The organism is Sphingobium sp. DN12 (genome assembly GCF_051058005.1).
Lineage (GTDB): Bacteria > Pseudomonadota > Alphaproteobacteria > Sphingomonadales > Sphingomonadaceae > Sphingobium > Sphingobium yanoikuyae.
The window spans coordinates 551991-577724 of the sequence record NZ_CP173717.1; the positions used below are offsets into that span (position 1 = coordinate 551991).

Below are 25734 nucleotides of genomic sequence, written 5' to 3' on the forward strand. Positions count from 1 at the left end.
GGGCCAACCGCCGGACAGCCGGCCCCGCGCGTCAGTCTCAGTCTTCCTTGGCCTTGCTCTGCAGCTGGACATAATTCTGGATGCCCATGCGCTCGATCATCTCGAACTGGGTTTCCAGCGTGTCGACATGCTCTTCCTCGCTTTCGAGGATATACTGGAACAGGTCGCGGCTGACGAAGTCCTTGATCGACTCGCAATAGGCGATCGCGTCGCGCAGCACCGGCAGCGCCTCATATTCCAGCTCCAGATCCGCCTTGAGGATTTCCTCGACGGTTTCGCCGATCTTCAGGCGGCCGAGCAGCTGGAAATTGGGCAGTCCGTCGAGGAACAGGATGCGCTCCGCCACCTTGTCGGCGTGCTTCATCTCGTCGATCGATTCCTCATATTCGAACTTGGCGAGCTTCTCGATGCCCCAGTGATTGAGGATGCGATAGTGGAGGAAATATTGGTTGATCGCGGTCAACTCGTTCTTGAGGACCTCGTTCAGATAATCGATAACCTTCTGGTCGCCCTTCATGGCGCTATGCTCCGGCTGTTATTGGGAATGCCGGACATATAAAGGTTTCGCATCCGGTTGTTAAGCCGGAAAGGCGCAGAAAACCGCCATTTTTCAGGCAGCTATTGCGTGGTGTTCGCGATTGTCAGGGGCCTTTTACTGCGCCTGCTTCGCAATCTATTCAGGCCGTCGCGCGCTCCGCCGCGATGATCGTGCGGGCATAGCCGACGCACTGGCCGCACTTGGGACGGCGGCCGAAACGGGCATAGGCGCTACAGGGGGTATCGGCACCATCGCGCGCCGCTTCCCGCAGATCCTTTTCGCGAATGGCATTGCAAACACAGACGACCATTGGATTCTCCTGACCCGTGAAATAGGCCAGATGCTAATGGATCGCAATAGAAGATCATGCGCTCCTGCGAATCTTTTGCAGTTTCCCCTGTTGCAGGCTGCGCCACACCCATTCGGCCGGCCCCATCGCGAATCGGTCGAGCCAGGGCTTGGACCACAGCAGCATCACCGCCCAGGCGGCGATAAGGAAGAGCGGAAAGGTCGCGGGGCGCACCTGTCCGAACAGCCCCAGCCCCCAGCCATAGAAGATCGCCGTCATGATGAGGCTGGTGCCCAGATAATTGCTGAGCGCCATGCGCCCGGTCGCGGCGATCCGACCGACCAGCCAGTGATCGCGATGCCGCGCCAGCAGCCACAGGATCAGCGCCGCCCAGCCGACCGCCAGCGGGATGCGGAAGGGGAAGGACCAGAGCAGCGCGGTGGAAAAGGCGGTCAGCGGGGCAAAACCGCTCGCCACCACCCAGATGGTCAGGCCGATCATCGGCACCAGCCCGATCAGGAAGCAATGGCGCGCGGTCCGCCGATATTGATCGGCGGGCCAGCGGCCGATCAGGAATCCGCCCTTCAGCATCGCCATGCCCAGCAGCATGAAGCCCAGCGTGTCGAGCCCGGTGAAGAGGAAGGTCCACAGCCAGTCGCCGACAAAGCCGGTCAGATGATGGCGCACGATCCCGCCGAAGCTGCCTGTGTAGATGGCGATATCCTGCTGGATGATCGGGCTGCTGGGGTCGGACAGGCCAGCGAGGAAGCTGTCCAGTCCCTCGCGCGTCGCGGCGGCGGCACCGGGTGCGGCGGCGGCATGAGCCCAGCCATAGAGGCTGGCGATGAAGGCGCCGCAGATCAGGAAGTGGATCAGGAAGGCGAGAAAAGCCCATTTGACCAGCGCCAGCGGCTCCTTCTGGGCAAAGAGCAGGGCGATGGTGCCGACCACCGCATAGGTCACCAATATGTCGCCCCACCACAGCAATATGTGATGCAGCAGGCCGATTGCCAGCAGCCAGCCGCCGCGCACCAGTTGCGTCCGCGTGCCATCCCGCCCGGCCATTTCCTCCCGGTCGATCAGCAGCAGCATCGACGCCCCGAACAGCAGCGAGAACAGCCCGCGCATCTTGCCGTCGACCAGGATCAGGCTGCTTGCCCAGAAGGCGATGTCGCCGGCCGACATCGGCCCGGCCGCGACCGGATTGAAATAGGCGTTCTGCGGCAGGGCGAAGGCGGTGATGTTCATCCACAATATGCCCATCACCGCGCAGCCGCGCAGCACGTCCATGGCGGGGATACGGGGCGATGCGGCGGTCATGCGGGGCGATCCTTGAAGATGCTGGCCAAGCGGCCATGGCTCTGCCATGCGGCTGGTGGATTGATTTTGACATTTGCGCGCCCTTGGCTTGTCGGCGGGATGCAAATGTCAAAATCGAAAAATCCACCAGAATCGAAATTTCTAGTGGTCCAATAGATTCTGACATTTGGTCACAATCTAGTGGGCAGCGCAGCCAAATGTCAGAATCGGACCACTACCCATGAATGATGGCCGCAAGCAACGGATAAGCGACTCCTTCGGCGCGGCGGCCGACCGGTATGACGACCATGCCGGGCCGCAGCGGACGGCCGCAGCTTTGGTCGCAGACATTGCCCAGCGGCAGAGTCCGGACGGCGTCGCGCGCATCCTGGAAATCGGTTGCGGCACCGGCCTGCTCACGCGCGACATCCAGACCCGCTGGCCCGGTGCGGAACTGGTCGCCACGGACATCTCGCCAAAGATGCTGGACCGCGCGGCATCGGCCGGGCTGGTCGCCGGCACTTTCCTCGCAATGGATGGGGAGGCACCCTCGTTCGAGGGCGAATGGTTCGACCTCATCCTCTCCAGCCTTGCCTTCCAATGGTTTGACGATCTGCCCGCCGCGATCGCGCGGCTGGTGGCGCTGCTGCGCCCCGGTGGCAGCCTCATTTTCTCGACCATGGGGCAGGGCAGTTTCGCCCAGTGGCGCGCCGCCCATGCCACCTGCGATCTGACACCCGGCGTCCCTGTCTATCCCTCGCTCGACGCGCTGCGGGCGATGCTGGCGGCCTATGGCGACGCCTTCGCCTTTGACGAGACCGTCCTGCTGGACGGGCAGGGCGCCCGTGCGCTGATCGGCCATCTCAAAGGCATCGGCGCGGTGGTGCCGGACGAGGGGCGCCGGCCGCTCTCCCCCGCCGCGCTGCGCCGGGTCATGGCCGCCTATGACGAGGTGGGCGGCCGCGACGTCTATCAGTTGCTGATCGGCCGGGTGACGCGCGCGGCCCAGGCATAGGGGCCGACCACCGTGCCGACGAAGCCGCCAGCCTCATGGGTGCTGAGGAAGCGGATATCGACATCGCGCGCCAGCACCGCCTCCCGCCCGTCGACGCCATAGGCGAAGCGCGCCGTGCCGCCATTAAGGGCGATGATCAGGCGGACGGGCTTGGCCGGATCGATCGGCGCGGCAGCGACCAGCCTGTCACGATCGCTGTCCTCGCGCAGCATCAGGGCGATCTGCTGTTTCCCGTCCTTCTGCGTCACGCCGAAGAATAAAAAGGAGCGATCGGACTGCACGGCCGCCAGCCCCGCCAGATCTCCCTCCGGCTCCGGCCGATAGAGAAGGTCCGTGCTGATAGTCGCGACATGATGCTGCTGGCGCCGCCCGACAAAGGCCGGGGCGCCGCTGAGGTCGCCCAGCGCCGTCGTGCCGTCCAGCACCAGCGCGCGCGCCTCCAACCGGTAAAGCGGTACCTTGGGCGTCCGCAGCCCGATCCAGTCCATACTAAGGCGTGGCCCATCGAACCGGTCGCGATAGGCAAAATCGCCGCTGGTCGGCGGCGCATCGGCATCGCGCACGGGCAGGGCCGGGCGCTTCGCCGCATAGGGAATGGCCTTGCCGGCCTCCAATATATGCGGCCAGCCATCGCGCCATGCGACCGGCAGCAGGAAGGTTTCGCGCCCGATATTGTAGAGATCGGGGCCATAGGGGCGGGTGGCGAGGAAGGTCGCCCACCAGTCGCCCGCCTGCGTCTGCACCAGCTTGGCATGGCCGGCCGATGTCACCGGATGGGGCCGGGCCGGGTCCAGGCTGCGCTGGCTCAATATCGGATTGCCGGCATAGGGGGTGAAGGGGCCGCGCAGGTCGCGGGCGCGGAACACCACTTCGCTATGCTGGTCGCCGGTGCCGCCCTCGGCCGCGATCAGATAATAAAACTCTTCGCGCTTCAGCAGATGTGGCCCCTCGATCCAGGAGGGCTTCTGGCTGATGTCGACGCCGCCATTGACGATCTGGGTCGCCGTGCCGGTCATCTTGAGCGCGTGCCAGTCAAATTCCTGCACCCAGATCGCCCGATGTCCCTCATAGCGGGGCGGTTCGGCCGGCGCGCGATTATTGACGATGAAGGCGCGCTCGCCTTCCCAGTAGATCGACGGATCAATCCCCTCGAACGGCAGCCAGTGCGGTTTCGACCACGGCCCGGCCGCGTCCTTTGCCGTCATCACGAAATTGCCGCCGCAATCGACGCAGGTGCCGACCAGGTAGAAGAGCCCGTCATGGAAGGAGATGTCGGGCGCGAACATGCCGCGCGAACTGCGCAGGCCGCTGAAATCAAACTGGTCGGGCCGGTCGATCGCATTGCCGATCTGGCGCCAATGCACCATGTCGCTCGACCGGAAGACCGGCAGCCCCGGATAATGGGCGAAGGAGGAGTTGACGAGATAATAGGTATCGCCAACCCGCGTGATCGATGGATCGGGATAATAGCCCGACAGGATCGGGTTGCGATAGTCGTCCGGGCCGGGCGTCACCTGTTCCTGGGCGCGACCGTCATAGCGGAAATCGCTGAAGCGGGCGGGGCCTGCCAGGGCCGGGCCGGCAATGGCGGCCAGCAACAGCAAGGCGGCACGACGGGTCTTGCGCATATCCTCTCCTCCCATTTTTGCCGAGCATAGGAGAGAGGAATTGATAGCGCTATCAAAAATCCAGCCCTGCGCGCGCAAACGGCCTGGATATGTCAACTTCGCTGTCACTATCTATCGTCGGCGCCCGGCCGCGATGAAGGCGATCGGCAGGCCGACCAGGATGCAGTGGGAGAAGAGCTGGTTGCCGATATTCCAGGCGATCCGCCTGATCGGCAGCGCGGCATAGGCGGCGGGCAGCCACATGGCGGGCCAGCGCCACGGCCGCACGATCCAGTACATGATCGCCCAGAGCAGCAGGCCATAGAGCAGACCGGCGACGACCGGATGGCGGCGCAGGGCAGGGCGCCGCTGCGCGATCAGCATATAGGCGGCCGCCATGCAGGCCATGATCGCGAAATGGACGGCCAGGCCGGCAATCGCCCATAGCCAGGCGGGGTCGCCCCGCGCGCGATCGCCCAGCGGGCCGCTCGCGACAAATTGCAGCACCGCATGCGGCGCCGTGCCTGCCATGCCGGCAAAGACGAAGGCGGAAAATATGTCGAGTGTGCCGGCGACCAAGGTCGCCCGGATGATCCTCTCGCGCATGGTGCGCTCCCCATTTTCTCGGGGTGGATCATGGCAGATTGGGATGAACTTGTCCCGCCGGATGCGCTGCACCCGGCGGGACGGAAAGATTTAGAGTTCGCTGTCCATCAGCGCGGGGAAGAAGCCCTCATGCGCGGTGCGCAGCGCGTCGAGCGACACGCCCGCCACGTTGTCGCCGCCAACGGTGCCGATCTTGACCGCGCCTGCGATCTCGACGCCGGCCGGTGCCGTGACGACATAGCGGCTCTGGTCTTCACCGAACGCCGAAGCGGTGCTCAGCGCCACGTCCAGCGTCGCGCCGATCTTGCCGGCCAGCGCCATTTCCGCGATCGTGACGATCAGGCCACCGTCGGAAATGTCATGCACGGCATTGACCGTGCCCGCGACGACCAGTGCGCGGACGGCGTCGCCGTTGGCGCGCTCGACCGCCAAGTCGACCTTGGGCGCATCGCCCGCTTCGCGGCCTGCAATCTCGCGCAGCCAGATCGACTGGCCCAGATGGGTGCCTTCGCCGCCGACCAGCCAGATCGCGTCGCCTTCATTCTTGAACGCCACGGTCGCCATCACGTCGATATCGGCCAGCAGGCCGATGCCGCCGATCGCCGGGGTCGGCAGGATCGCCGAGCCACCGCCGGTCGCCTTGGATTCATTGTAGAGGCTGACATTGCCCGACACGATCGGGAAGTCGAACGCGCGGCAGGCGTCGCCCATGCCCTCCAGGCAGCCGGTCAGCTGCGCCATGATTTCGGGGCGCTGCGGATTGGCGAAGTTGAGGCAGTTGGTGACGGCCAGCGGGGTCGATCCGACCGCGCTCAGGTTGCGATAGCATTCCGCGATCGCCTGCTTGCCGCCTTCATAGGGGTCGGCATAGCAATAGCGCGGGGTGCAGTCGGTGCTGATGGCAATGCCCTTGCGGCTGCCATGGACGCGGACCACAGCGGCGTCGCCGCCGGGGCGCTGCACCGTGTCGGCGCCGACCATATGGTCATATTGTTCCCAGATCCAGCGACGGCTGGCGATGTCGGGGCTGCCCATCAGCGTGACGAGGTCGGCGCCAATGTCGGCGCTCTCGGCGATATCGCCCAGCGGTTCGACCTTCGACCAGATCTTATATTCGTCCTTCGGCATCGAGGGACGGTCATAGAGCGGCGCATCGTCGGCCAGGGGGGCAAGCGGAATATCGCAGACGATCTCGCCCTTATGCTCCAGCACCATGCGGCCGGTGTCGGTGACATGGCCGATGACGGCGAAGTCGAGTTCCCACTTCTTGAAGATCGCCTCGGCAAAGGCTTCGCGGCCGGGCTTGAGCACCATGAGCATGCGCTCCTGGCTTTCCGACAGCATCATCTCATAGGTGGTCATGCCGGTTTCGCGCTGCGGCACGTCATCCATCTTGAGGTGCAGGCCGACGCCGCCCTTCGACGCCATTTCGACGCTGGAGGAGGTGAGGCCGGCGGCGCCCATGTCCTGGATCGCGACGATCGCGTCCGACGCCATCAGTTCCAGGCACGCCTCGATCAGCAGCTTTTCGGTGAAGGGGTCGCCGACCTGGACGGTGGGGCGCTTCTCTTCGCTATCCTCGCCGAAATCGGCCGAGGCCATGGTCGCGCCATGGATGCCGTCGCGGCCGGTCTTGGAACCGACATAGACGATCGGGTTGCCGACGCCGCTGGCGGCCGAATAGAAGATCTTGTCGGTGTCGGCGATGCCCACGGTCATCGCATTGACCAGGATATTGCCGTCATAGGCGGGGTGGAAATTGACCTCGCCGCCCACGGTCGGCACGCCGACGCAATTGCCATAGCCGCCAATGCCATGGACCACGCCGCTGATGAGATGCTTCATCTTGGGGTGGTCGGGGCGGCCGAAGCGCAGTGCGTTCATGTTGGCTACCGGGCGGGCGCCCATGGTGAACACGTCGCGCAGGATGCCGCCGACGCCGGTCGCGGCGCCCTGATAGGGTTCGATGTAGCTGGGGTGGTTATGGCTTTCCATCTTGAAGATGGCGGCCTGGCCATCGCCGATGTCGACCACGCCGGCATTCTCGCCGGGGCCACAGATCACCTGCGGACCCTTGGTGGGCAGCTTCATCAGGTGGATCTTGGAGGATTTGTAAGAGCAGTGCTCCGACCACATGACCGAAAAGATCCCGAGTTCCGTCAGGTTCGGCTCGCGGCCGATCGCCTTCAGGACGCGATCATATTCTTCGGGGGACAGACCGTGCTCGGCAACGATCTGCGGGGTGATCTGGGGGGCGCTGCTGGACATGAGCGCGCCTTTAGACGCGTGGCGCGGGATTCACAATGGGGAGGCGGCGGCCAAGTCATGGCCGCCGCCCTTAAGTCGCTTAGCAGCTGCTGTTGCGGTCGATGGCGCGGCCAGCCAGGGCGCCGGCGCCGGCGCCGACAACGGTGCCGGTGGTGCGATCGCCGCGGGTGTCGACCGCGCGGCCCAGCAGGGCACCGGCAACGCCGCCCAGCAGCAGGCCGGTGGTGCCGCCCGACTTGCGGCAGCGATAGTCACCGCGATAGCCGCGACGGTCGGAATAGCGACCATGGTCATAATGGCGGTCGCCACGGTGCCAGCCACGGTCATGGCCGCGGGCGAAGGAGGTCGCCGGAACGGCGGTGGCGACGGTTGCGGTCGCCAGGGCCATGGCGATCAGGCTCTTCTTGAAGTTCATGGGTCATCTCCTCGACCTGTTTATCTCTGGTACGAGGCTGTTCTGCCACCCTGGCTGGCAACATCCTGAACCGGCACGTTATCTGTCGTTCAGGAAAGGCACCGGGCATGAAAAAAGGGCCGGTTCCTAGGGAAGAACCGGCCCCGGTCAGAAAAAAGACTCAGGCAATGCTGCGATCAGACGTGGCAGGCCTGCGCCGACTTGCCGGGGACGGTGATCGTCACGTCGTTGCCCGAACCCTTGACCTCATAACCACCTTCGGCGGTGAAGGGCTGGCCGGCTTCGGCCGCCTTCAGCATGGTGGGCGCGCCATTCTTTTCGGTGCGCAGGATCGCGCTCTTGTCGTCGCTCATATAGTCGACGAAGAACAGGCTGTTGTCCTTGCAGCGGAACTGCTTGTTGGCCTTGACCGACGGCGGCAGCTCGACCGGCGCGGCGTTGGCAAGCTGGGCAGCCATCGGATCGGCGGGGCCGCCGACGACTTCGGGTTCGTCACTCTTGTTGCAGGCCGACAGCATGGTCAGGCCGGCAACGGCGATGAGGGGGAGATAATATTTCATAGCGATCCTTTTATGTGCGCTTGCAACATTGTGCGTCAACGCAAAACTGCCCGAATTCCGCCACGCCTGTGCAGCGACGTCATGACGTTTGCGTGACAGCGGCGGGATTGACCCACTATTGAGCGGCCTTAGGTCTGCTGCCATGTCATCCGCGCTTGACCCCGTGGACAGGGGCGGTCAATGCAGGCGCATGGCTGAGGAAAATACCCCGCAAAAGGATCTGTCCCAATTGTCGTTCGAGGATGCGCTGCGCGCACTCGAATCGATCGTCCGCCGGCTGGAAAGTGGCGATGTCCCGCTCGATGAGTCGATCTCGCTCTATGCCCAGGGTGAAGAACTGCGCAAGCGCTGCACCGAGCGGCTGCAGGCGGCAGAGGCGCGCATCAGCAAGCTGACCGTCGATGCCGGTGGCGCCATCACCGGCGCCCAGCCGTTCGGCGCGGATTGACCCACTGCATGGAACGGAGCGCGGCAGGTGCGCTGGTCGCCGCCCGTGCGGCAACGGTCGCGGCCGATATTGACCGGGCGTTCGACGCGCTGCTCGCGATCCCCGACGATCCGCGCCATCGCCTCTATGAAGCGATGCGCCATGCCGCGATCGGGGGTGGCAAGCGGCTGCGGCCGCTGCTGGTGCAGGCGACCTGCGACCTGTTCAACATTTCCCGCGAATCCGCGCTGCGCGTTGGCCTCGCGATCGAATGCATCCATGTCTATTCGCTGGTGCATGACGATCTGCCGGCGATGGACAATGACGATATGCGGCGCGGCAAGCCGACCGTCCACAAGGCGTTCGATGAAGCAACCGCGATCCTGGCCGGCGATTGCCTCCATGATCTGGCTTTCGAAATCCTCGCTGACGAACAGACCCATCCCGATGCCTTCGTCCGCATCGACCTCGTAAAGGCGCTCGCCGTCGCCAGCGGCCCGGCCGGCATGGCGGGCGGGCAGATGATGGACCTGGAGGCGGAAAAGACCCGCTTCGATCTCGCCACCGTCACCCGACTGCAAAATCTCAAGACCGGTGCGCTGATCGGCTTCTGCGTCGATGCCGCCGCCATCATGGCGCGCATCCCGGTCGAAGCGCGCACCGGCCTGCACGGCTATGCCCGCGACATCGGCCTTGCCTTCCAGATTGCCGACGATCTGCTCGATGTGGAGGGCGACGCGGCCCTCGCCGGCAAGGCGCTGGGCAAGGATGCCGCCGCCGGCAAGGAAACCTTCGTCTCGCTCCTGGGGGTAGACCGGGCGCGGGAACAGGGGCGCCTGCTCGTTGAACAGGCCAAGGCGCACCTGCACGGTCATGGCGCGGAGGCGGACCTGCTGCGCGCCATTGCCGACTATATTGTGGAGAGGGACCGCTAGATCATGAGCAAGTCGCGTATCGGTGTCTATCCCGGCACCTTCGACCCCATCACCCTTGGCCATATGGACATCATCCGCCGCGGCGCGAAGCTGGTCGACAAGCTGGTGATCGGCGTCACCACAAACATCAGCAAGTCGCCGATGTTTTCCGACGAGGAGCGGCTGGACATGGTTCGCCGCGAATGTGCGGACATCGACACCGAAATCGTCGTCACCGGCTTCAACTCGCTGTTGATGGACTTTGCCGAATCGCAGGGGGCCAGCGTCATCATCCGGGGCCTGCGCGCCGTCGCCGACTTCGAATATGAATATCAGATGGCGGGCATGAACCAGCAGATCAACAGCCGGGTCGAAACCGTCTTCCTGATGGCCGACGTCTCGTTGCAGCCGATCGCGTCGCGTCTGGTCAAGGAAATAGCCCTCTATGGCGGGCCGATCCACAAGTTCGTCAGCCCCGCCGTGCGCGAGGAGGTGGAGGCGCGGGTTGCCGCACTCGGCCTTAAAGGGCAGGGCTAGGAACGGGTTGCCTTCATTGTTGCCGTCTCGTTTCAGCCCGCGTTCAGTTGCCAATCCCGATCAGGGCGCTATCAGGACGGCTTGACCTTCCCGGGCAAGATCTAAGGAAAGCTTATTCGCATGCGTTTCACTTCCGCGCTCAAGACCGTGGCGATCGGTTTCGCCCTCACCGCGTCCAGCGTGGCCTTCGCCCAGGGTGGCGGCGGTGGCGGCGGCGGTGCCGAGGAAATGAAGAAGGCGGAGACCGCTGCGAAGGCGGAGCAGAATGCCAAGTCGCTGGGCGCTCAGCTGACGCCGCAGCTGCCGCCGGCGACCATTCCGGCCGACCCGCAGAATATCTGGGATCTTGATCTGTCGAGCGGCGGCCGCGTGCGCATTCAGCTGCGCCCGGACATCGCCCCCAATCATGTCGAGCGGATCAAGGAACTGACCCGCCAGGGCTTCTACAATGGCCTGAAGTTCCATCGCGTCATCCCCGGCTTCATGGCCCAGGGCGGCGATCCCAAGGGGGACGGCACCGGCGGTTCGACGCTGCCCGACCTCAAGGCCGAGTTCAACCCGATGCCGCATCTGCGCGGTACCCTGTCGATGGCCCGCGCCCAGAGCGAGGACAGCGCCAACAGCCAGTTCTTCATCGTGCTGCTGCCGCGCATGCAGCTCGACAAGAAATATACCGTCTTCGGCCGCGTGATCGAAGGCATGCAATATGTCGACGCGATCCATGAGGGCGAGCCGCCGGCCGACCCGACCGTGATCCTGCAGGCCTCGATCGAGAGCGACGGCAAGCCGCCGGTGCTGGCACCGCCGCCCCCGCCGCCGGCGCCCGAACCCGCAGCGCTGCCGTCGAAGAAGCCGGCTGCCCCGGCCAAGAAGCCGGCCCCCAAGAAGAAGTGAGTTTGCGCCCGGAAGGGCCATCGTCATGCGTGTAGACCTGTTCGATTTCGATCTGCCGGCGGAGAATATCGCGCTCCGTCCGGCCAGCCCGCGCGATTCGGCGCGCCTTCTGCTCGTGCCCGGTGACGGCGCGATGGAGGATCGCATCGTGCGCGACCTGCCATCGCTGCTGCGCGCGGGCGATGTGCTGGTCTTCAACGACACTCGCGTCATTCCCGCCCAGCTCGAAGGGATGCGGGGTGAGGCGCGGATCGGCGCGACCCTGCACAAGCGGCTGGGCTTGCGCCAGTGGCAGGCCTTTCTGCGCAATGCCAAGCGGGTGCGGGATGGCGACCGGATCGATTTCGGTGCCGGCGTCACCGCGATCGCCGGCCCGCGCGACGAGGATGGCGGCGTCACCCTCGATTTCGAGGGCGAGGAATCGGTCGAGATTCTGCTGGAACGGGCCGGGCGCATGCCGCTGCCGCCCTATATCGCCAGCAAGCGCGCCACCGACGAGCGTGACCGCAGCGATTACCAGACCATGTTCGCGCGCGAGGATGGCGCGGTCGCCGCCCCCACCGCCGCGCTGCACTTCACGCCCGACCTCACCGCCGCACTGGCGCAGGCCGGTGTGCTGACCGAAACGCTGACCCTGCATGTCGGCGCGGGCACCTTCCTGCCGGTCAAGGCGGACGATACCGACGACCATCGCATGCATGCCGAATGGGGCCGGATCGATCAGGACACGGCCGATCGCCTGAACGCCGCGCGCGCGGCCGGCGGCCGGATCATCGCGGTCGGCACTACCTCGCTGCGCCTGCTCGAAAGCGCGACCGGTGAGGATGGCGTGATCCGCCCCTTCGCCGACGAAACCCGCATCTTCATCACGCCCGGCTATCGCTTCCGCGCGATCGACGGGCTGATGACCAATTTTCACCTGCCCAAATCGACCCTGTTCATGCTGGTAAGTGCCTTGATGGGCCGCGATCGGATGCAACAGGTCTACGCCCATGCGATCGCCGCCGGCTATCGCTTCTACAGCTATGGGGATTCCTCGCTGCTGCTGCCGTGACGGCAATCGGTCATTACTGCACTCGTTTGACGCAGGCGATGCTGCCGACGATGTCGGTGCGGGTGCCGCGGTTGCAGTGCCAGGAAGGGTCATCCTGCAATGTCGGTGGATGGTCCTTGGCGGCCGAACGATAATGGGCATTATATAGCCAGATCAGCGCGGGGCGGTCGCTTATGGCATGGGCGCGCAATATTGCGTTCGGGTCGGCCCTACGGTCGACGACCAGCGGTTCCACGGGCACGTCCATTCCAGCCCGCGTCAGGAAATAGCCGCCGATCGCCGCAAGCGATGCGCGATCCATGATCTTTGCCGAGGGCGAATCCCACAGGAACAGGACGCGGTCGGGCCGTTCCGCGCGGATGAAGTCGCTGCCCTGTTCATAGCCGTAGATCGTTCGGTCGCCCAGTCCGGTCCGCATCAGCGCGGGGTTGAGGACGGGCGCCATGAAGGCGAAAGCCATGCCCAGTGCGGCATGATCGGGGCGCGGCGTGCGCTGGATCAACAGGGTCAGGCCCAGCATTGCGCTTGGCACCAGTGGCACCAGATAGCGGTCGGTCAGGGACGGCTGGAACAGGCTGACCAGGATCGCAATGGCAAAGCCGATCACCGCCGTCAGTGCCGTGAGCGGCAACGGGTCGCTGCCGCTCGATAGGATAGCGGATGTCCGGCGTCGCATATGGATTGTGGCGACGATGACAAGCGCGATGACCGCGAACAGGGCGATGATATTCTGCGCACCCAGGACAAAGGCCAGGTTGAGCAGCGCTCGGGACAGGCTGGTGGGATCATACCAGGCGACATCGTCGCGCGCATAGTCTGCCAGCCGGGGCAGATGATAGGCGAACCAGCCAAGGCCCGGTGCCGCCACGATCATCGCCGGCCACATCCGCGCCAGGTTCAGGCGATGTCGGTACAGCAGCACCAGTATCTGGCCCAGGATCAGGACGGCGGCATAATAATGGGTGAGGAACATCAGTGTTCCAAGCCCGACCCAGAGCATCGCCCAGCGCAGCGTCAATCGCTCAAGCAGGTGCGCAACGGTCAGGCAGGATGCGGTCGACAGCATCATCATCAGGCCATAGCCGCGTGCGTCCACCATGATGCCCAGATTGGGCGGCCACAGAAAGAGGAGGGCGGCCCATGTCCAGGCGCCGGTGCGACCAAGCGTGCGCGGGCGCCAGAGCAACGGCAACAGGGCGGCGACGAGGACGAACAGGATGGAGGGCAGACGCAGCATCAGATTGCTGTCGCCGAACAGCGTCACCCAGCCTGTCAGCAGCAGATAATAGAGTGGCGGATTGCAATCGAGCCAGGCCTCGCGCCAGAAGGACGACCAGTCCGGCCGCGTCGCGATCATCCCGCTCCAGGTTTCATCGAGCCACAATGGGGTCGTGTTCGCCAAGCTTAAGCGCATGCCGACCAGATAGAGGGCGCCAAGGAGGAAGAAACTGCCGGTCAGCAGGATGATCGGTGTCGCGGGCAACCGGCGCGCGGCGGGAGTCTCGGGCAAGATCGGATCCTCGGATGAATTGCGAGGACAGTGATTTGCCATGGTTAATATATGGATAAGTGAAGGCGGGCGGTTCGATCGGGCGCGATGTCGCGGCCGGCGAGGACAGTGTGATCCCGGCCTTCGCCGAGGAAAGCGGGATCTTCGTCGCGTGGCGCTATCGCTTCTACAGCTATGGGGATTCCTCGCTGCTGCTGCCGCAGGGCTGAACCTGGCGGCTAGAACGCCTCCGCAATCCCGACATAGATGGCATGATCGTCCTTTCCCGCCGCAAGGTCGACGCGCAACTGCACGTCATTGCTGCGGAAAGGACGATAGCGCAGGCCTATGCCGCCGGCCGGCAGCAGCTTGCCCTTGTCGATGATCGTGCCGGCCGATGGCGCGATGCCGCCCAGCCCGACAAAGGCGGTTGCGCCCCAGCGACCGCTGACATGCTGGCGCCATTCGGCCTGCGTCGCCCAACTGGCCTTGTCGCGATAGCGACCGGTGACATAGCCGCGCAGATCGTTGTTCGCGCCGAACAGGCACAGATCATAATAAGGGGCGTTGCCCCCGGCGGCACATAGCGCGCCCCGCAGTGCGATCACCGTGCCGGCGCCGATCGGCAGATAGCTGTTGGCGGCCATCTGCAACTTGTCATGGCTATAGCTGTCGCCCAGGGCGCGCAGGCCGAACAGCCAGTTGGCGCTCAACATCACGCCGCGATGCGGTTGGGTCGCGCTGTCGCGCGTATCATAGGCAAAGCTGGGGCCGATCGCGGACAGATTGCTGTTCATGGCGTCGGGCGGCGGCGCCGGCAAGGATTCGGCCTCCGCCTCTTTCAGCCGCGCGTCGGTGGTGCGCAGGCGATAGCGGATGCCGGCATAGCCGCGCGGGAAGACGCGCATCAACGCCTGGAGGTCGATGTTGAACTGCTTGCTGTCGATTTCGCGATGGATGCCGTCATCGCCCGCAGCCGCGCCGATCCCATAATAGTCGTTGCGATCGTCGATATAGGAGAGGCTGGCGCTGAAGCGCAGCCGATCCTTGTCGAACGACATGGAATGAAAGGCGCCGACGCCCCTGGTCCCGCGCGAGGTATAGATGATGCCGCCAGCGCTGATCCACTGCTGGGGCGCGGCATTGGGATTGTAGAAGGCGATGGCACCGGCGGCGAGGCCGGTGCCGGTTGCCGGATTGGACAGCGGCACGGGCGCGAAGAGGATCTGGGGCTTGCGGGTGGGGGAGGCTGCAGTCCTGTCTTCGGCGGGCAGGGCGCGTGACAGGCTGTTCGCGTCGGTCTCGCTCTGGGCCGTCGCCATGCCCGATGACAGGCAGGGGACGGACGCAAGCGCCAGCCACCCGAGACGATGGCGCCGGATCATGCGTGGGCCAGCAAAAAGGGCGGGGCGGATGGCCATATTCTCTCCATCCCCCATCGGCGACGGGCGAACCATCGGGACAAACACTGAAGCGTGGCGGGCGCCCCTGCGCGGCTCGATGGCGCAGCCGTCCAATTGCGCCATGATGTTCGGGGGACTATGCCCGGTCGGGCTGCGGAGCAGGGCATGCGCAAGCGGCTGAAATGGCGACGCCCCTGCGCATGGGGTGCCTTGCTCGCGCGTCGGGCTATCGTCATGGAAGCCCGGCGCCGACCGGTCACCACTAGGGATAATCCCTGAGCCATGCCGGTGTTTCGCCCGATGGCTCCCGGCCCCCGAAACGGGACATGCTGCCCCCGATAGACTGAGGGGGTCATATGGCCAATCTGGCGGAATTTCTGGACAAACTGCCCATCCTGCTGGTCGGGCTGCTGATGCTGGCAACCATGATGCTGACGGCGGCGGCCGGCTATGTCCTGCGGCGGCGCGTGCGGTTGCTGCTGACGCACAAGGGCGCCAAGGAAGAAGGCGGGGCGGAGGGCTATATCGTCTCCGCCGTGATCGGCCTGGTCGCGCTGCTGCTGGGCTTCACCTTCGCGCTGGCGGTCGGCCGGTTCGAAACGCGCCGGGCGCTGGTGCTACAGGAAGCCAATGCCATCGGCACCAGCTATTTGCGGGTCCAGGGCCTGCCCGAACCGCATCGCACGCGCCTGTCGCAAATATTGGTCAACTACACCAATAACCGCGTCGAACTGGGCACGGCCAGCCCGGACAAGATGGCGCCGCTGGTCGTCGCCAGCGATAGGTTGCTGGTCGAGCTATGGGCCGGCACGCTGGCGGCGACCGACACGATCGGCAATTCCGCGCTGGCCTCCTCGCTCCATTCGACCGTCAACGAGGTGATCGACATGGACAGCGCGCGCAAGGCGGCGCGCAAGGTCCGGGTGCCGGGCGAGGTGTTCCTGGCGCTGTGGCTCTATATCGCGGTGACCGCGGGGATGCTGGGCTATGCCCGGTCGGAAACGCAGGGACGGATGCTGGCGGGCATATTGTTCCTGCTCTTCACCATGTCCTACATGTTGATTATCGATATCGACCGGCCGGCGGGCGGCAATATCGTCGAAAGCCAGGGACCGATGATCGAACTGCGCGAGACGCTGAAACAGCAGCCGCCCGGCACCTTCGACATCTGGCGCAAGCCGGTCGCTACGCCGGCGATCTAGAGTCTGTTTGAGAATGCGCCATCCGGCGCATTCCGGCACCAGCCCGCTCCCCCACCCGACCACCCAACGGCAGTATTCTATGGGTGGCCGGGTGGGGGAGCGGGCTGGTGCCGTATCGGAAATCGCTCTTTCGCGATTTCTCAACCACTCTCTTAGAATTTGCCGAACGCCACCGCCAATGCGCGCAGCATCGGCGGTGGCGTCTCGCGCAGGGGAATGGCGCGGGGGCCATGGAGCAGGCCGATCGTCCGCCGTTCGCCAAAATCGCGTAATTTGGCGCGCGCCATGCCGGGCCATGCATACCCCAGCGGCATCACCGTGACGCCCAGGCCGGCCGCCACCATCTGCATCACCCGCTCGTCATTGGTTGATCTGTACGCGAAATGCGGGCGGATGCCGCGATCGACGAAATAGCGGCTGGTCGCCGACAGCGCCTCGCAATGGCGGCGCACGATCATCGTCTCGCCCGCCAGTTCCTCCGCCGCGATCGTCTCGCGTCCGGCCAGGCGATGGTCGACGGGCAGGGCCAGGCCATAGCCTTCCTCTGCCAATATCTGCGCGGCATAGCGGTCCTCTGCGCCCGGCCGCACCAGAGTCAGCGCCACGTCGATCCGTTCGGCATCCAGCCGCCCGAGCAATTCGCGTTCCGACCCCGGAATAAACTCCACCCGTCCGTGCGCCTCGGCCGGACAGGCGGCGACCGCGGCCGCAACCGGCGCGCCGGCGATGCTGGTCAGCAGGCCAATGCGCAGCGTCTGGATTTCGGCCGTCTGCGCGCCCGCCTGTTCGGCCAGGTTGAACTCGCGCTCGATCCGCCGGGCGTGGCTCAGCAGACGACTGCCGGCCTCGGTCAGTTCGACCCGCTGGTTGCTGCGCAGGAACAAGGGCGCGCCGACCGCCTGTTCCAGCTTGGCGATGCCGACCGACAGGGTCGGCTGCGACACCAGGCAATGCGCCGCCGCACGGGAGAAATTGCCCTGGTCCACGACCGCCAGGAAATAGCGCAGCAGATAACGTTCGATCATAGATGGAAACTATACACTCCTGCCCGTGGTTTCAATTTTTCCCTTGCTGCGTTCAGGACTAGGGTGCGGCGCAGGAGAGATGCCAATGAGTGATTTCGATTTCGCCCTGGGCGAGCATGCGGACATGATCCGCGAAAGCACCGCCCGTTTCGCCGCCGATCATATCGCCCCGCTGGCGGCTGAGATCGACGCCAAGGACTGGTTCCCCCGCGACCTGTGGCCCGCCATGGGCGCGCTTGGCCTGCACGGCATCACCGTGGACGAGGCGGATGGCGGCCTGGGCCTGGGCTATCTGGAGCATGTGGTGGCGCAGGAGGAAGTGGCACGAGCCTCCGCCTCCATAGGTCTCAGCTATGGCGCGCACTCAAACCTCTGCGTCAACCAGATCCGCCGCTGGGGCAATGACGCGCAGAAGGCGCGCTATCTGCCCAAGCTGATTTCCGGCGAGCATGTCGGTAGCCTGGCCATGTCGGAGGCCGGCGCCGGTTCCGATGTCGTGTCGATGAAGCTGAAGGCCGAGAAGAAGGGCGATCGCTACGTCCTCAACGGCACGAAATTCTGGATCACCAATGCGACCGAGGCGGACACGCTCGTCGTCTATGCCAAGACCGGTGAGGGCTCCAAGGGCATCACCACCTTCCTGATCGAGAAGGGCTTTGCCGGCTTCTCGATCGGCCAGAAGATCGACAAGGTCGGCATGCGTGGCAGTCCGACCGCCGAACTGGTGTTCGACGATTGTGAAGTGCCCGAGGAGAACATCATGGGGCCTCTGAACGGTGGCGCTGGCGTGCTGATGTCGGGCCTCGACTATGAGCGCACCGTGCTCGCCGGCATCCAGCTCGGCATCATGCAGGCCTGTCTCGACACGGTGCTGCCCTATGTTCGCGAGCGCAGGCAGTTCGGCAAGCCGATCGGCGCGTTCCAGCTGATGCAGGCCAAGGTCGCCGACATGTATGTCGCGCTCAACAGCGCGCGGGCCTATGTCTATGCCGTCGCCAAAGCCTGTGATGCGGGCAAGACCACCCGTTTCGACGCGGCCGGCGCCATCCTGCTCGCCAGCGAGAATGCGATGAAGGTCGCGCTGGAGGCGGTGCAGGCGCTGGGCGGCGCGGGCTACACGAAGGACTGGCCGGTCGAACGCTATATGCGCGACGCCAAGCTGCTCGACATCGGTGCCGGCACCAACGAGATCCGCCGGATGCTGATCGGCCGCGAACTGATCGGCGCGTGAGGGGTCTGTTTGCAAATGCGCGAAAGAGCGCATTTGGCCGCACCGGCCCGCACCCCCACCCGGCCACCCGATCAGGATACTGTCGTGGGCGGCCGGGTGGGGGGGCATGCTGGCACTATTCTTCCCTGATTCAGCTCCGCCCGACGAACAGGAAGCCGACCGCCGCCATGATGCAGGCAAAGGCCGCTGCGTGGCGCCAGTGGAGCGGCTCGCCCAGCACCGTCACCATGAAGACGCCGAAGATCACGAGGGCGATGGCTTCCTGCGCGATCTTGAGTTGTCCGGCGGACCAGCCATGGGCAAAGCCGATGCGGTTGGCGGGCACCGCCAGGCAATATTCGACGAAGGCGATCGCCCAGCTGATCAGGATGACCAGCATCAGCGGTTTGTTCATGCCGCCCTTGAGGTGCCAGTACCAGGCGGTGGTCATGAACAGGTTGGAGAGGATGAGGAGGATGATGGTGGGCATGGATGCTCTGTGGCACGCGGACGCCGGGAAGGCGAGGGCATGAGCGCACCGGTTCTGGACAGCAAGCTGTCGCCCGATGGCGAAGGCTTCCGCGCCAATGCCGCGCATAATCGCGCGCTGGCGGAGGAATTGCGCAGCAAAGTTGCCGATGCGGCGCTGGGCGGATCGCCGGCCGCACGCGACAAGCACACCGGGCGCGGCAAGCTGCTGCCGCGTGATCGCGTCGAACGGCTGCTCGATCCCGGCTCGCCTTTCCTTGAGATCGGCCAGCTCGCCGCCAATGGCCAATATGGCGACGAGGTGCCGGGCGCCGGCATGATCGCCGGCATCGGCCGGGTGTCGGGGCGCCAGGTGATGATCGCCTGCAACGACGCCACGGTGAAGGGCGGCACTTACTATCCCGTCACGGTGAAGAAGCATCTGCGCGCGCAGGAAATCGCGCTCGAAAACCGGCTGCCCTGCGTCTATCTGGTCGACAGTGGCGGCGCGAACCTGCCCAACCAGGCGGAAGTCTTCCCCGATCGCGACCATTTCGGCCGCATCTTCTACAATCAGGCGAACCTGTCGGCGCGCGGCATTCCGCAGATCGCCTGCGTCATGGGCAGTTGCACTGCCGGCGGCGCCTATGTCCCCGCCATGTCGGACGAGACGGTGATCGTCCGCAACCAGGGCACCATCTTCCTCGCCGGCCCGCCGCTGGTGCAGGCGGCGACGGGCGAGGTCATCAGCGCCGAGGATCTGGGCGGCGGCGACCTGCATGGCCGCAAGTCGGGCGTGGTCGATCATGTCGCGGACAATGACGAGCATGCGCTGTCGATCGTGCGCGACATCGTCTCGACCCTGCAGCCCGATCGCCAGAGCGACCTCAATCTGCGCGACCCGCGCCCGCCGAAATATGATCCGGCCGATCTCTACGGCATCATCCCCCAGGATGTGCGGGCGCCCTATGATGTGCGCGAAGTGATCGCGCGGATCGTCGATGGCAGCGAATTTCACGAGTTCAAGCCGCTCTACGGCACCACATTGGTCTGCGGCTTCGCCCATATCTGGGGCATGCCGGTGGCGATCCTGGCGAACAACGGCGTGCTGTTCAGCGAAAGCGCGCAGAAGGGCGCCCATTTCATCGAACTGGCCTGCCAGCGGCGCGTGCCCCTGCTGTTCCTCCAGAATATCTCCGGCTTCATGGTCGGCGGCAAATATGAGGCGGAGGGGATCGCAAAGCATGGCGCCAAGCTGGTGACGGCGGTGGCCACGGCACAGGTGCCCAAGGTGACGGTGCTGATCGGCGGCAGCTTCGGCGCGGGCAATTATGGCATGTGCGGCCGCGCCTATCAGCCGCGTTTCCTCTTTACCTGGCCCAATAGCCGGATCAGCGTGATGGGTGGCGAGCAGGCGGCGAGCGTGCTGGCGACCGTCCACCGCGACGCCGCCAAATGGACGCCGGAAGAGGCGGAAGCCTTCAAGGCGCCGGTGCGCCAGAAATATGAGGATGAAGGCAATCCCTATTTCGCGACCTCGCGCCTGTGGGACGATGGCGTGATCGACCCGGCCCAGACACGGGATGTGCTCGGGCTGGCCTTCGCCGCCGCGCTCAATGCACCGGTGGACGATCGCGCGCAATTTGGCGTGTTCCGGATGTGATCGGGATGGAGGCGATGTCGCCCCTTTCATTCCTCCCCGAGCTTGTCTCGGGGAGGGCGCGCGTCTTTAGGCCCTATCGTCATGCTGAACTTGTTTCAGCATCCATCGGGGGGCAAGGCTGGAAGCCCGATGGAGGGTGCAAGGTCGGCCCAATGCGGATTGTCGCTCTCGATCAGGTTGATCTTCCATTGCCGGTGCCAGCGCTTGAGTTGCTTCTCGCGCAGGATGGCGGCCTCCATGCTGCCGAACATCTCGAACCGGACGAGGCGATGGACGGCTTGGCGCCTGGTGAAACCGGCAATGCTATCGGTGCGATGCTGGTAAAGTCTGCCGACAAGGTCGGACGTTACGCCGATGTAGAGCGTGCCATAGGGCTTGCTGCTCAAAATATAGACGCAAGGCTGTCTTTCCATCGCAATGCCCAGCCTGCGGCGAAATGGATGCTGAAACAAGTTCAGCATGACGAATTGGGAGACTGTGGTGCTTGAATCCCTCCTCATCGCCAATCGTGGCGAGATTGCCTGTCGCATCATCCGCACCGCGCGGCGGCTGGGTATCCGCACGATCGCGGTCTATTCCGATGCCGATGCTGACGCGCTGCATGTGCGCGAGGCGGACGAGGCGGTGCATATCGGCCCGTCGCCGGTGCGAGAATCCTATCTGGTCGGCGAGCGCATTATCGCGACAGCGAAAGCGACAGGCGCGCAGGCCATTCACCCCGGCTATGGCTTCCTGTCGGAAAATGCCGAATTCGCGCAGGCGGTGATCGATGCCGGCCTGATCTGGGTCGGTCCCAACCCGTCCTCCATCACCGCCATGGGCCTGAAAGACGCGGCCAAAAAGCTGATGCAGGACGCTGGCGTGCCCACCACGCCCGGCTATCTGGGCGCGGATCAATCGCCCGAGCGGCTGGCGGCGGAGGCGGACGCGATCGGCTATCCTGTCCTCATCAAGGCGGTCGCCGGTGGCGGCGGCAAGGGGATGCGCAAGGTCGATGACCCTGTCAATTTCGCTGACGCTTTAACGTCCTGCCGGCGTGAGGCGGCGTCCAGCTTCGGCAATGACCAGGTGCTGCTGGAGAAATGGATCACCAACCCGCGCCATATCGAGGTGCAGGTGTTCGGCGACAAACATGGCAATGTCGTCCATCTGTTCGAGCGCGACTGTTCGCTCCAGCGCCGCCACCAGAAGGTGATCGAGGAAGCACCCGCGCCGGGCATGGATGAAGCGACCCGCGCGGCCGTGTGCCAGGCGGCGGTCAATGCCGCCAAGGCGGTCGACTATGTCGGCGCCGGCACGATCGAGTTCATCGCCGATGGCTCGAATGGGCTGCGTGCCGACCGCATATGGTTCATGGAAATGAACACCCGGCTTCAGGTCGAGCATCCCGTGACCGAGGAGATTACCGGCCAGGATCTGGTCGAATGGCAGTTGCGGGTCGCGTCGGGCGAACCGCTGCCCCGGACGCAGGAGCAGCTGTCGATCAATGGCTGGGCGATGGAAGCGCGCCTCTATGCCGAGGATCCGGTCAAGGGCTTCCTGCCCTCGATCGGCACGCTCGATACGTTCGAACTGGGCGGCGGTGCGCGCATCGATACCGGCGTCGAGGAAGGGGCGGCCATTTCGCCTTATTATGATCCGATGATCGCCAAGGTCATCGCCCATGGCGACACGCGCGACGCGGCGCGGCTGCGGCTGGCGGCGGCGCTTGACGATACGGTGATCTGGCCGCTGCGCACCAATGCGGGCTTTCTGGTCAAGGCGCTGGAGAATGCGGATTTCGCGGCGGCCCGGCTCGACACTGGCCTGATCGCGCGGGAGGGCGACGCGCTGTTGCCGCCGGCCGATCCGTCCGACGCCGCACTGGCCGATGCGGCAGCGGCGCTGACGCCGGGCGGGGCGATGGCCGGCTTCCGTCTCAATGCGCCGGTCCGGGCGGAAGCGAATTTCCTGCTGAACGGCCATCCCCATGCCGTGCGCTATGATCCGCGCCTGGGCGACGCCCGGCCGCTGGAGGATGTGCTGATTGCCGAGGGCGGGCAGGTCTGGGAAATGACGCCCTGGCGCGTCGCCGGCGGCGCGGGCGGAGCAGCATCCGACGGCGCGATCCTGTCGCCCATGCCCGGCCGCATCATTGCCGTGGCGGTGACGGCCGGGCAGGTGGTGACCAAGGGGCAGAAGCTGCTGACGCTGGAAGCGATGAAGATGGAGCATAGCCTGGTTGCGCCGTTCGATGGCGTGGTTGCCGAACTCAACGCGGCCGAGGGCGGGCAGGTGAGCGAGGGCGTATTGCTGGCCCGGATCGATCATAGCGAAGGTTGAGCCGATCCGGCTTCATGGAATGATAATTGCACTATCGTGCATATTTATATAGAGGGCGATACATGGCGGGCAGGCATTTTGACGAATGGCAGGTGGGCGACCGGATCGCGCATGAATTGCGCCGCACGGTGACAGAGACCGACAATCTGCTGTTCACCACCATGACCCATAATCCCCAGCCGCTGCATCTGGATGCCGAGGCGGCCAAGGCGTCGGAATTCGGCCAGATCCTGGTCAACGGCACCTTCAGCTTCGCGCTGATGATCGGGCTGTCGGTGGGCGATACCACCATGGGCACGCTGGTCGCGAACCTCGGCTATGACAAGCTCATCATGCCCAAGCCGGTGTTCATCGGCGACACGCTGCGCTGCGAGACCGAGGTCACAGAGCTCAAGGAAAGCCGCTCGCGCCCCGAGGCCGGCATCGTCTCCTTCACCCATCGCCTGCTCAACCAGCGGGACGAGATCGTCTGCCAGTGCCTGCGCATGGCGTTGCTCAAAAAGAGGTCCGCATGAAACTCCGCTCGCTGCTCTTTGTGCCGGGCGATCGTCCCGAACGGTTCGACAAGGCGGCGGCGAGCGGCGCAGATGCGATCATCCTCGACCTGGAGGATTCGGTCGCGCCCGAGCGCAAGGGCTATGCCCGTGATGCGATCGCCGGCTGGCTGGCGGGTACCCGCGGTTGCACCGCCTTCGTCCGGGTCAATCCGCTGGAGGGCGGGCAGACCGCCGACGATCTGGCCATCATCCTGCCGGCGGCGCCCGATGGTGTCATGCTGCCCAAGGCGGAAGGGGCGGCCAGCATCCTGGCGCTGGAGGAGCTGGCCGGGGCAGGGCGCCTGCCACCGATCCTTCCGATCGCCACGGAAACGCCCGCCGCCCTGTTCGAGCTTGGCAGCTATCGCAGCGTTCGTGATCGGCTGGCCGGCCTCACCTGGGGCGCGGAGGATCTGCCCGCGTCGATCGGTGCCACCAGCGCGCGGGAGGCCGATGGCCGCTATACCGCGCCGATCGAGATGGCGCGCAGCCTGACCCTGTTCGCAGCCCACGCCGCCGGCGTCGCGGCGATCGACACGGTCTTCCCCCGGATCGACGCGATGGACGATCTGGCCGCTTATGTCGGCCGGGCGCGGCGCGACGGCTTTACCGGCATGATGGCGATCCACCCGGTTCAGGTCGCGGCGATCAATGCCGGTTTCACCCCGACCCAGGCGGAGGTCGATCATGCCCGCGCCGTGGTCGATGCCTTTGCCGCCAATCCGGGCGCCGGCGTGCTGAAACTGGACGGCAAGATGATCGATCGCCCGCATCTGATGCAGGCGCAGCGGGTGCTGGCCGCCATATGAAAAAGGCCCGGCATCGCGGCCGGGCCTTTCATGTAGTTGCCTTTGTTCGGACTTTTTCTCGAAATGCGCGAAAGAGCGCATTTCGGACGCGGCACCGGCCCACACCCCCACCCGACCTCCCATTCAGGATACACTCTGTGGGTGGTCGGGTGGGGGTGTGGGCCGGTGCGGGTGCGCCAAAGGCGCATGTCAAAACAGACTCTTAGCGGTAGCGGCTCTTTTCATAATTGGTCGACGATCCGGCGCCATAGGTGCCGCGGGTGTCGTCGCGATCGCCGAACAGCGCCTGCTGTTCGCGCTCGATGCGCCAGGCGTGCTGCGCTTCGTCCGCGCTCTTCTCCAGCGTCACCTTGGTTGCGTCCACCGACTTGATCCAGGAGGAGGGGATGGAGTGGTGGACGCCGCCGGCATCGCTGTCGCTCTTGGTCAGGATGATGCGGTCGCCGCGCAGCTTGTCGACGGTGCCGACATGCTCGCCATCGCTGCCGACCACTTCCATATGCTCGCGCACCTGCGTCACCGCCTGGCGCTGTTCGCCGCGACGGGTGCGCCAAGTGCCGAACTCGCTGTTGAAGCGATCGCGATGTTCGCGCTGATATTCGGCATAGTCGCGGTCCAGTTCGTCGATCCGCTGCTGGCGCCAGCTATGATAGTTGCTGTCATGATGGGTGCCATAGTCCTGCTGCGGGCCGAAGGCGCGGTTGCGATAGCCATGGTCCTCGCTGCCATAGCCGCTGCGCTCCCCGGTATAGGGCGCAAAGCCACGGCCGGGCAGATAGTCGCTGCGTGCGGCCGAGGCATAGCCAAGCCGGCTCGACTGGTCGCGCGGGTCGCCATAGGGGCGGTTATAATATTCGTCATATTCGCGGCGGCGTTCCGCCTCGTCATCGCCAAACCAGCTGCGAATCTCGTCGCCCGCCCGGTCGAAGAAGCCGCGTTCGTCGGGATCATAGCCCTGGGGGTAGGGGCGGGCACCCGGCCCGCTGAACTGGCCGCGCATGCCGTATCGATAGGCGCGCTCGTCGCGCGATGCCCTGTACCGATCATTATAACGGTCGTTGCCGCGATCCCAGTCGGTCGAATAGCGATCATCGCCGCCATAGCGGCGTCCGCCTTGATAACCCATGGTCCGTCTCCTTGTGCTTGTCGGAGGATCGCGCCCTCCGGTGGTGCGTGCTTGTTGC

At 65.0% G+C, this 25734-nt stretch carries 27 protein-coding genes; 13 read left to right on the top strand and 14 right to left on the bottom strand.

The window, feature by feature from the left end; translation table 11 throughout:
* Positions 1-37: 37 nt before the first annotated feature.
* From bfr to ACI6S0_RS02710, 3 genes are all read right to left on the bottom strand, one after another.
* Positions 38-517, bottom strand: a complete 480-nt coding sequence (gene bfr / locus ACI6S0_RS02700; protein WP_004211204.1) for a bacterioferritin — start codon at positions 515-517, stop codon at positions 38-40.
* Between the two features lie 160 nt (positions 518-677).
* Entirely contained in the window at positions 678-848 is a 171-nt protein-coding gene (locus tag ACI6S0_RS02705) for a (2Fe-2S)-binding protein (protein ID WP_004211205.1), read from the bottom strand.
* Positions 849-902: 54 nt separating this feature from the next.
* The gene (locus ACI6S0_RS02710) at positions 903-2147 is read right to left on the bottom strand and encodes a DUF418 domain-containing protein (RefSeq protein WP_434404851.1); all 1245 of its coding nucleotides are present in this window, start codon (positions 2145-2147) and stop codon (positions 903-905) included.
* A 220-nt stretch (positions 2148-2367) separates the two neighbouring features.
* Here ACI6S0_RS02710 and ACI6S0_RS02715 point away from each other — a divergent pair, with 220 nt between their 5' ends.
* Positions 2368-3141 carry a methyltransferase domain-containing protein gene (locus ACI6S0_RS02715; RefSeq protein ID WP_434404852.1) on the top strand — a complete coding sequence of 258 codons (774 nt, stop codon included), beginning with the start codon at positions 2368-2370 and terminating at the stop codon, positions 3139-3141.
* On the opposite strand, the gene ACI6S0_RS02720 is transcribed toward ACI6S0_RS02715, so the two are convergent.
* From ACI6S0_RS02720 to ACI6S0_RS02740, 5 genes are all read right to left on the bottom strand, one after another.
* On the bottom strand, positions 3099-4769 hold the full coding sequence (locus ACI6S0_RS02720) for a glycoside hydrolase family 43 protein (RefSeq protein ID WP_434404853.1): 1671 nt from the start codon (positions 4767-4769) through the stop codon (positions 3099-3101). The genes ACI6S0_RS02715 and ACI6S0_RS02720 overlap by 43 nt on opposite strands.
* Positions 4770-4880: 111 nt before the next feature.
* A complete protein-coding gene (locus ACI6S0_RS02725; protein WP_434404854.1) occupies positions 4881-5354 on the bottom strand; it encodes a hypothetical protein in 474 nt (157 codons plus the stop codon).
* 90 nt (positions 5355-5444) lie between these two features.
* Positions 5445-7622 (bottom strand): phosphoribosylformylglycinamidine synthase subunit PurL, encoded by a 2178-nt coding sequence (purL, locus tag ACI6S0_RS02730; RefSeq protein ID WP_434404855.1) that lies wholly within the window; start codon positions 7620-7622, stop codon positions 5445-5447.
* Positions 7623-7701: 79 nt separating this feature from the next.
* On the bottom strand, positions 7702-8037 hold the full coding sequence (locus ACI6S0_RS02735; RefSeq protein ID WP_004211212.1) for a glycine zipper 2TM domain-containing protein: 336 nt from the start codon (positions 8035-8037) through the stop codon (positions 7702-7704).
* A gap of 176 nt (positions 8038-8213) precedes the next feature.
* Positions 8214-8597, bottom strand: a complete 384-nt coding sequence (locus tag ACI6S0_RS02740) for a hypothetical protein (protein ID WP_004211213.1) — start codon at positions 8595-8597, stop codon at positions 8214-8216.
* 190 nt (positions 8598-8787) lie between these two features.
* Between ACI6S0_RS02740 and ACI6S0_RS02745 the strand changes: the two genes are divergently transcribed.
* The 5 genes from ACI6S0_RS02745 to queA all read left to right on the top strand — a co-directional run bounded on the left by ACI6S0_RS02745 (position 8788) and on the right by queA (position 12423).
* Complete coding sequence (locus ACI6S0_RS02745; RefSeq protein ID WP_004211214.1) at positions 8788-9045, top strand: exodeoxyribonuclease VII small subunit; 258 nt, start codon at positions 8788-8790, stop codon at positions 9043-9045.
* Positions 9046-9053: 8 nt separating this feature from the next.
* On the top strand, positions 9054-9959 hold the full coding sequence (locus tag ACI6S0_RS02750) for a polyprenyl synthetase family protein (protein ID WP_313229889.1): 906 nt from the start codon (positions 9054-9056) through the stop codon (positions 9957-9959).
* A gap of 3 nt (positions 9960-9962) precedes the next feature.
* Positions 9963-10475, top strand: a complete 513-nt coding sequence (gene coaD / locus ACI6S0_RS02755) for a pantetheine-phosphate adenylyltransferase (RefSeq protein ID WP_010337450.1) — start codon at positions 9963-9965, stop codon at positions 10473-10475.
* Positions 10476-10595: 120 nt separating this feature from the next.
* Positions 10596-11369, top strand: a complete 774-nt coding sequence (locus ACI6S0_RS02760; protein ID WP_004211219.1) for a peptidylprolyl isomerase — start codon at positions 10596-10598, stop codon at positions 11367-11369.
* Between the two features lie 25 nt (positions 11370-11394).
* Complete coding sequence (gene queA, locus ACI6S0_RS02765; RefSeq protein WP_434404857.1) at positions 11395-12423, top strand: tRNA preQ1(34) S-adenosylmethionine ribosyltransferase-isomerase QueA; 1029 nt, start codon at positions 11395-11397, stop codon at positions 12421-12423.
* Positions 12424-12436: 13 nt separating this feature from the next.
* Here queA and ACI6S0_RS02770 read toward each other — a convergent pair whose 3' ends face one another.
* The gene (locus ACI6S0_RS02770; protein WP_434404858.1) at positions 12437-13933 is read right to left on the bottom strand and encodes a glycosyltransferase family 39 protein; all 1497 of its coding nucleotides are present in this window, start codon (positions 13931-13933) and stop codon (positions 12437-12439) included.
* Positions 13934-13992: 59 nt separating this feature from the next.
* Here ACI6S0_RS02770 and ACI6S0_RS02775 point away from each other — a divergent pair, with 59 nt between their 5' ends.
* Complete coding sequence (locus ACI6S0_RS02775; RefSeq protein WP_434404859.1) at positions 13993-14142, top strand: hypothetical protein; 150 nt, start codon at positions 13993-13995, stop codon at positions 14140-14142.
* Positions 14143-14151: 9 nt separating this feature from the next.
* Here ACI6S0_RS02775 and ACI6S0_RS02780 read toward each other — a convergent pair whose 3' ends face one another.
* Entirely contained in the window at positions 14152-15333 is a 1182-nt protein-coding gene (locus ACI6S0_RS02780; RefSeq protein ID WP_434404860.1) for a BamA/TamA family outer membrane protein, read from the bottom strand.
* Between the two features lie 338 nt (positions 15334-15671).
* Here ACI6S0_RS02780 and ACI6S0_RS02785 point away from each other — a divergent pair, with 338 nt between their 5' ends.
* Positions 15672-16517 carry a hypothetical protein gene (locus ACI6S0_RS02785; RefSeq protein ID WP_434404861.1) on the top strand — a complete coding sequence of 282 codons (846 nt, stop codon included), beginning with the start codon at positions 15672-15674 and terminating at the stop codon, positions 16515-16517.
* Positions 16518-16669: 152 nt separating this feature from the next.
* Here ACI6S0_RS02785 and ACI6S0_RS02790 read toward each other — a convergent pair whose 3' ends face one another.
* Positions 16670-17542, bottom strand: coding sequence for a LysR family transcriptional regulator (locus tag ACI6S0_RS02790; RefSeq protein ID WP_434404862.1), 873 nt, complete (start codon positions 17540-17542; stop codon positions 16670-16672).
* A gap of 85 nt (positions 17543-17627) precedes the next feature.
* Between ACI6S0_RS02790 and ACI6S0_RS02795 the strand changes: the two genes are divergently transcribed.
* Positions 17628-18773 carry an isovaleryl-CoA dehydrogenase gene (locus tag ACI6S0_RS02795; protein WP_434404863.1) on the top strand — a complete coding sequence of 382 codons (1146 nt, stop codon included), beginning with the start codon at positions 17628-17630 and terminating at the stop codon, positions 18771-18773.
* A 130-nt stretch (positions 18774-18903) separates the two neighbouring features.
* On the opposite strand, the gene ACI6S0_RS02800 is transcribed toward ACI6S0_RS02795, so the two are convergent.
* Complete coding sequence (locus ACI6S0_RS02800) at positions 18904-19242, bottom strand: DMT family protein (protein ID WP_097382498.1); 339 nt, start codon at positions 19240-19242, stop codon at positions 18904-18906.
* Between the two features lie 39 nt (positions 19243-19281).
* Between ACI6S0_RS02800 and ACI6S0_RS02805 the strand changes: the two genes are divergently transcribed.
* Complete coding sequence (locus ACI6S0_RS02805) at positions 19282-20883, top strand: carboxyl transferase domain-containing protein (RefSeq protein ID WP_434404864.1); 1602 nt, start codon at positions 19282-19284, stop codon at positions 20881-20883.
* Between the two features lie 95 nt (positions 20884-20978).
* Here ACI6S0_RS02805 and ACI6S0_RS02810 read toward each other — a convergent pair whose 3' ends face one another.
* Positions 20979-21296, bottom strand: a complete 318-nt coding sequence (locus ACI6S0_RS02810) for a GIY-YIG nuclease family protein (RefSeq protein WP_434404865.1) — start codon at positions 21294-21296, stop codon at positions 20979-20981.
* Positions 21297-21363: 67 nt separating this feature from the next.
* Here ACI6S0_RS02810 and ACI6S0_RS02815 point away from each other — a divergent pair, with 67 nt between their 5' ends.
* The 3 genes from ACI6S0_RS02815 to ACI6S0_RS02825 all read left to right on the top strand — a co-directional run bounded on the left by ACI6S0_RS02815 (position 21364) and on the right by ACI6S0_RS02825 (position 24550).
* On the top strand, positions 21364-23205 hold the full coding sequence (locus ACI6S0_RS02815) for an acetyl/propionyl/methylcrotonyl-CoA carboxylase subunit alpha (protein ID WP_434404866.1): 1842 nt from the start codon (positions 21364-21366) through the stop codon (positions 23203-23205).
* A gap of 62 nt (positions 23206-23267) precedes the next feature.
* The gene (locus ACI6S0_RS02820; RefSeq protein WP_434404868.1) at positions 23268-23720 is read left to right on the top strand and encodes a MaoC family dehydratase; all 453 of its coding nucleotides are present in this window, start codon (positions 23268-23270) and stop codon (positions 23718-23720) included.
* Complete coding sequence (locus ACI6S0_RS02825) at positions 23717-24550, top strand: HpcH/HpaI aldolase/citrate lyase family protein (protein ID WP_434404869.1); 834 nt, start codon at positions 23717-23719, stop codon at positions 24548-24550. Before ACI6S0_RS02820 ends, ACI6S0_RS02825 begins: the two co-directional genes overlap by 4 nt.
* A gap of 202 nt (positions 24551-24752) precedes the next feature.
* On the opposite strand, the gene ACI6S0_RS02830 is transcribed toward ACI6S0_RS02825, so the two are convergent.
* Positions 24753-25676, bottom strand: coding sequence for a DUF2171 domain-containing protein (locus tag ACI6S0_RS02830; protein ID WP_434404871.1), 924 nt, complete (start codon positions 25674-25676; stop codon positions 24753-24755).
* Between the last annotated feature and the right edge of the window lie 58 nt (positions 25677-25734).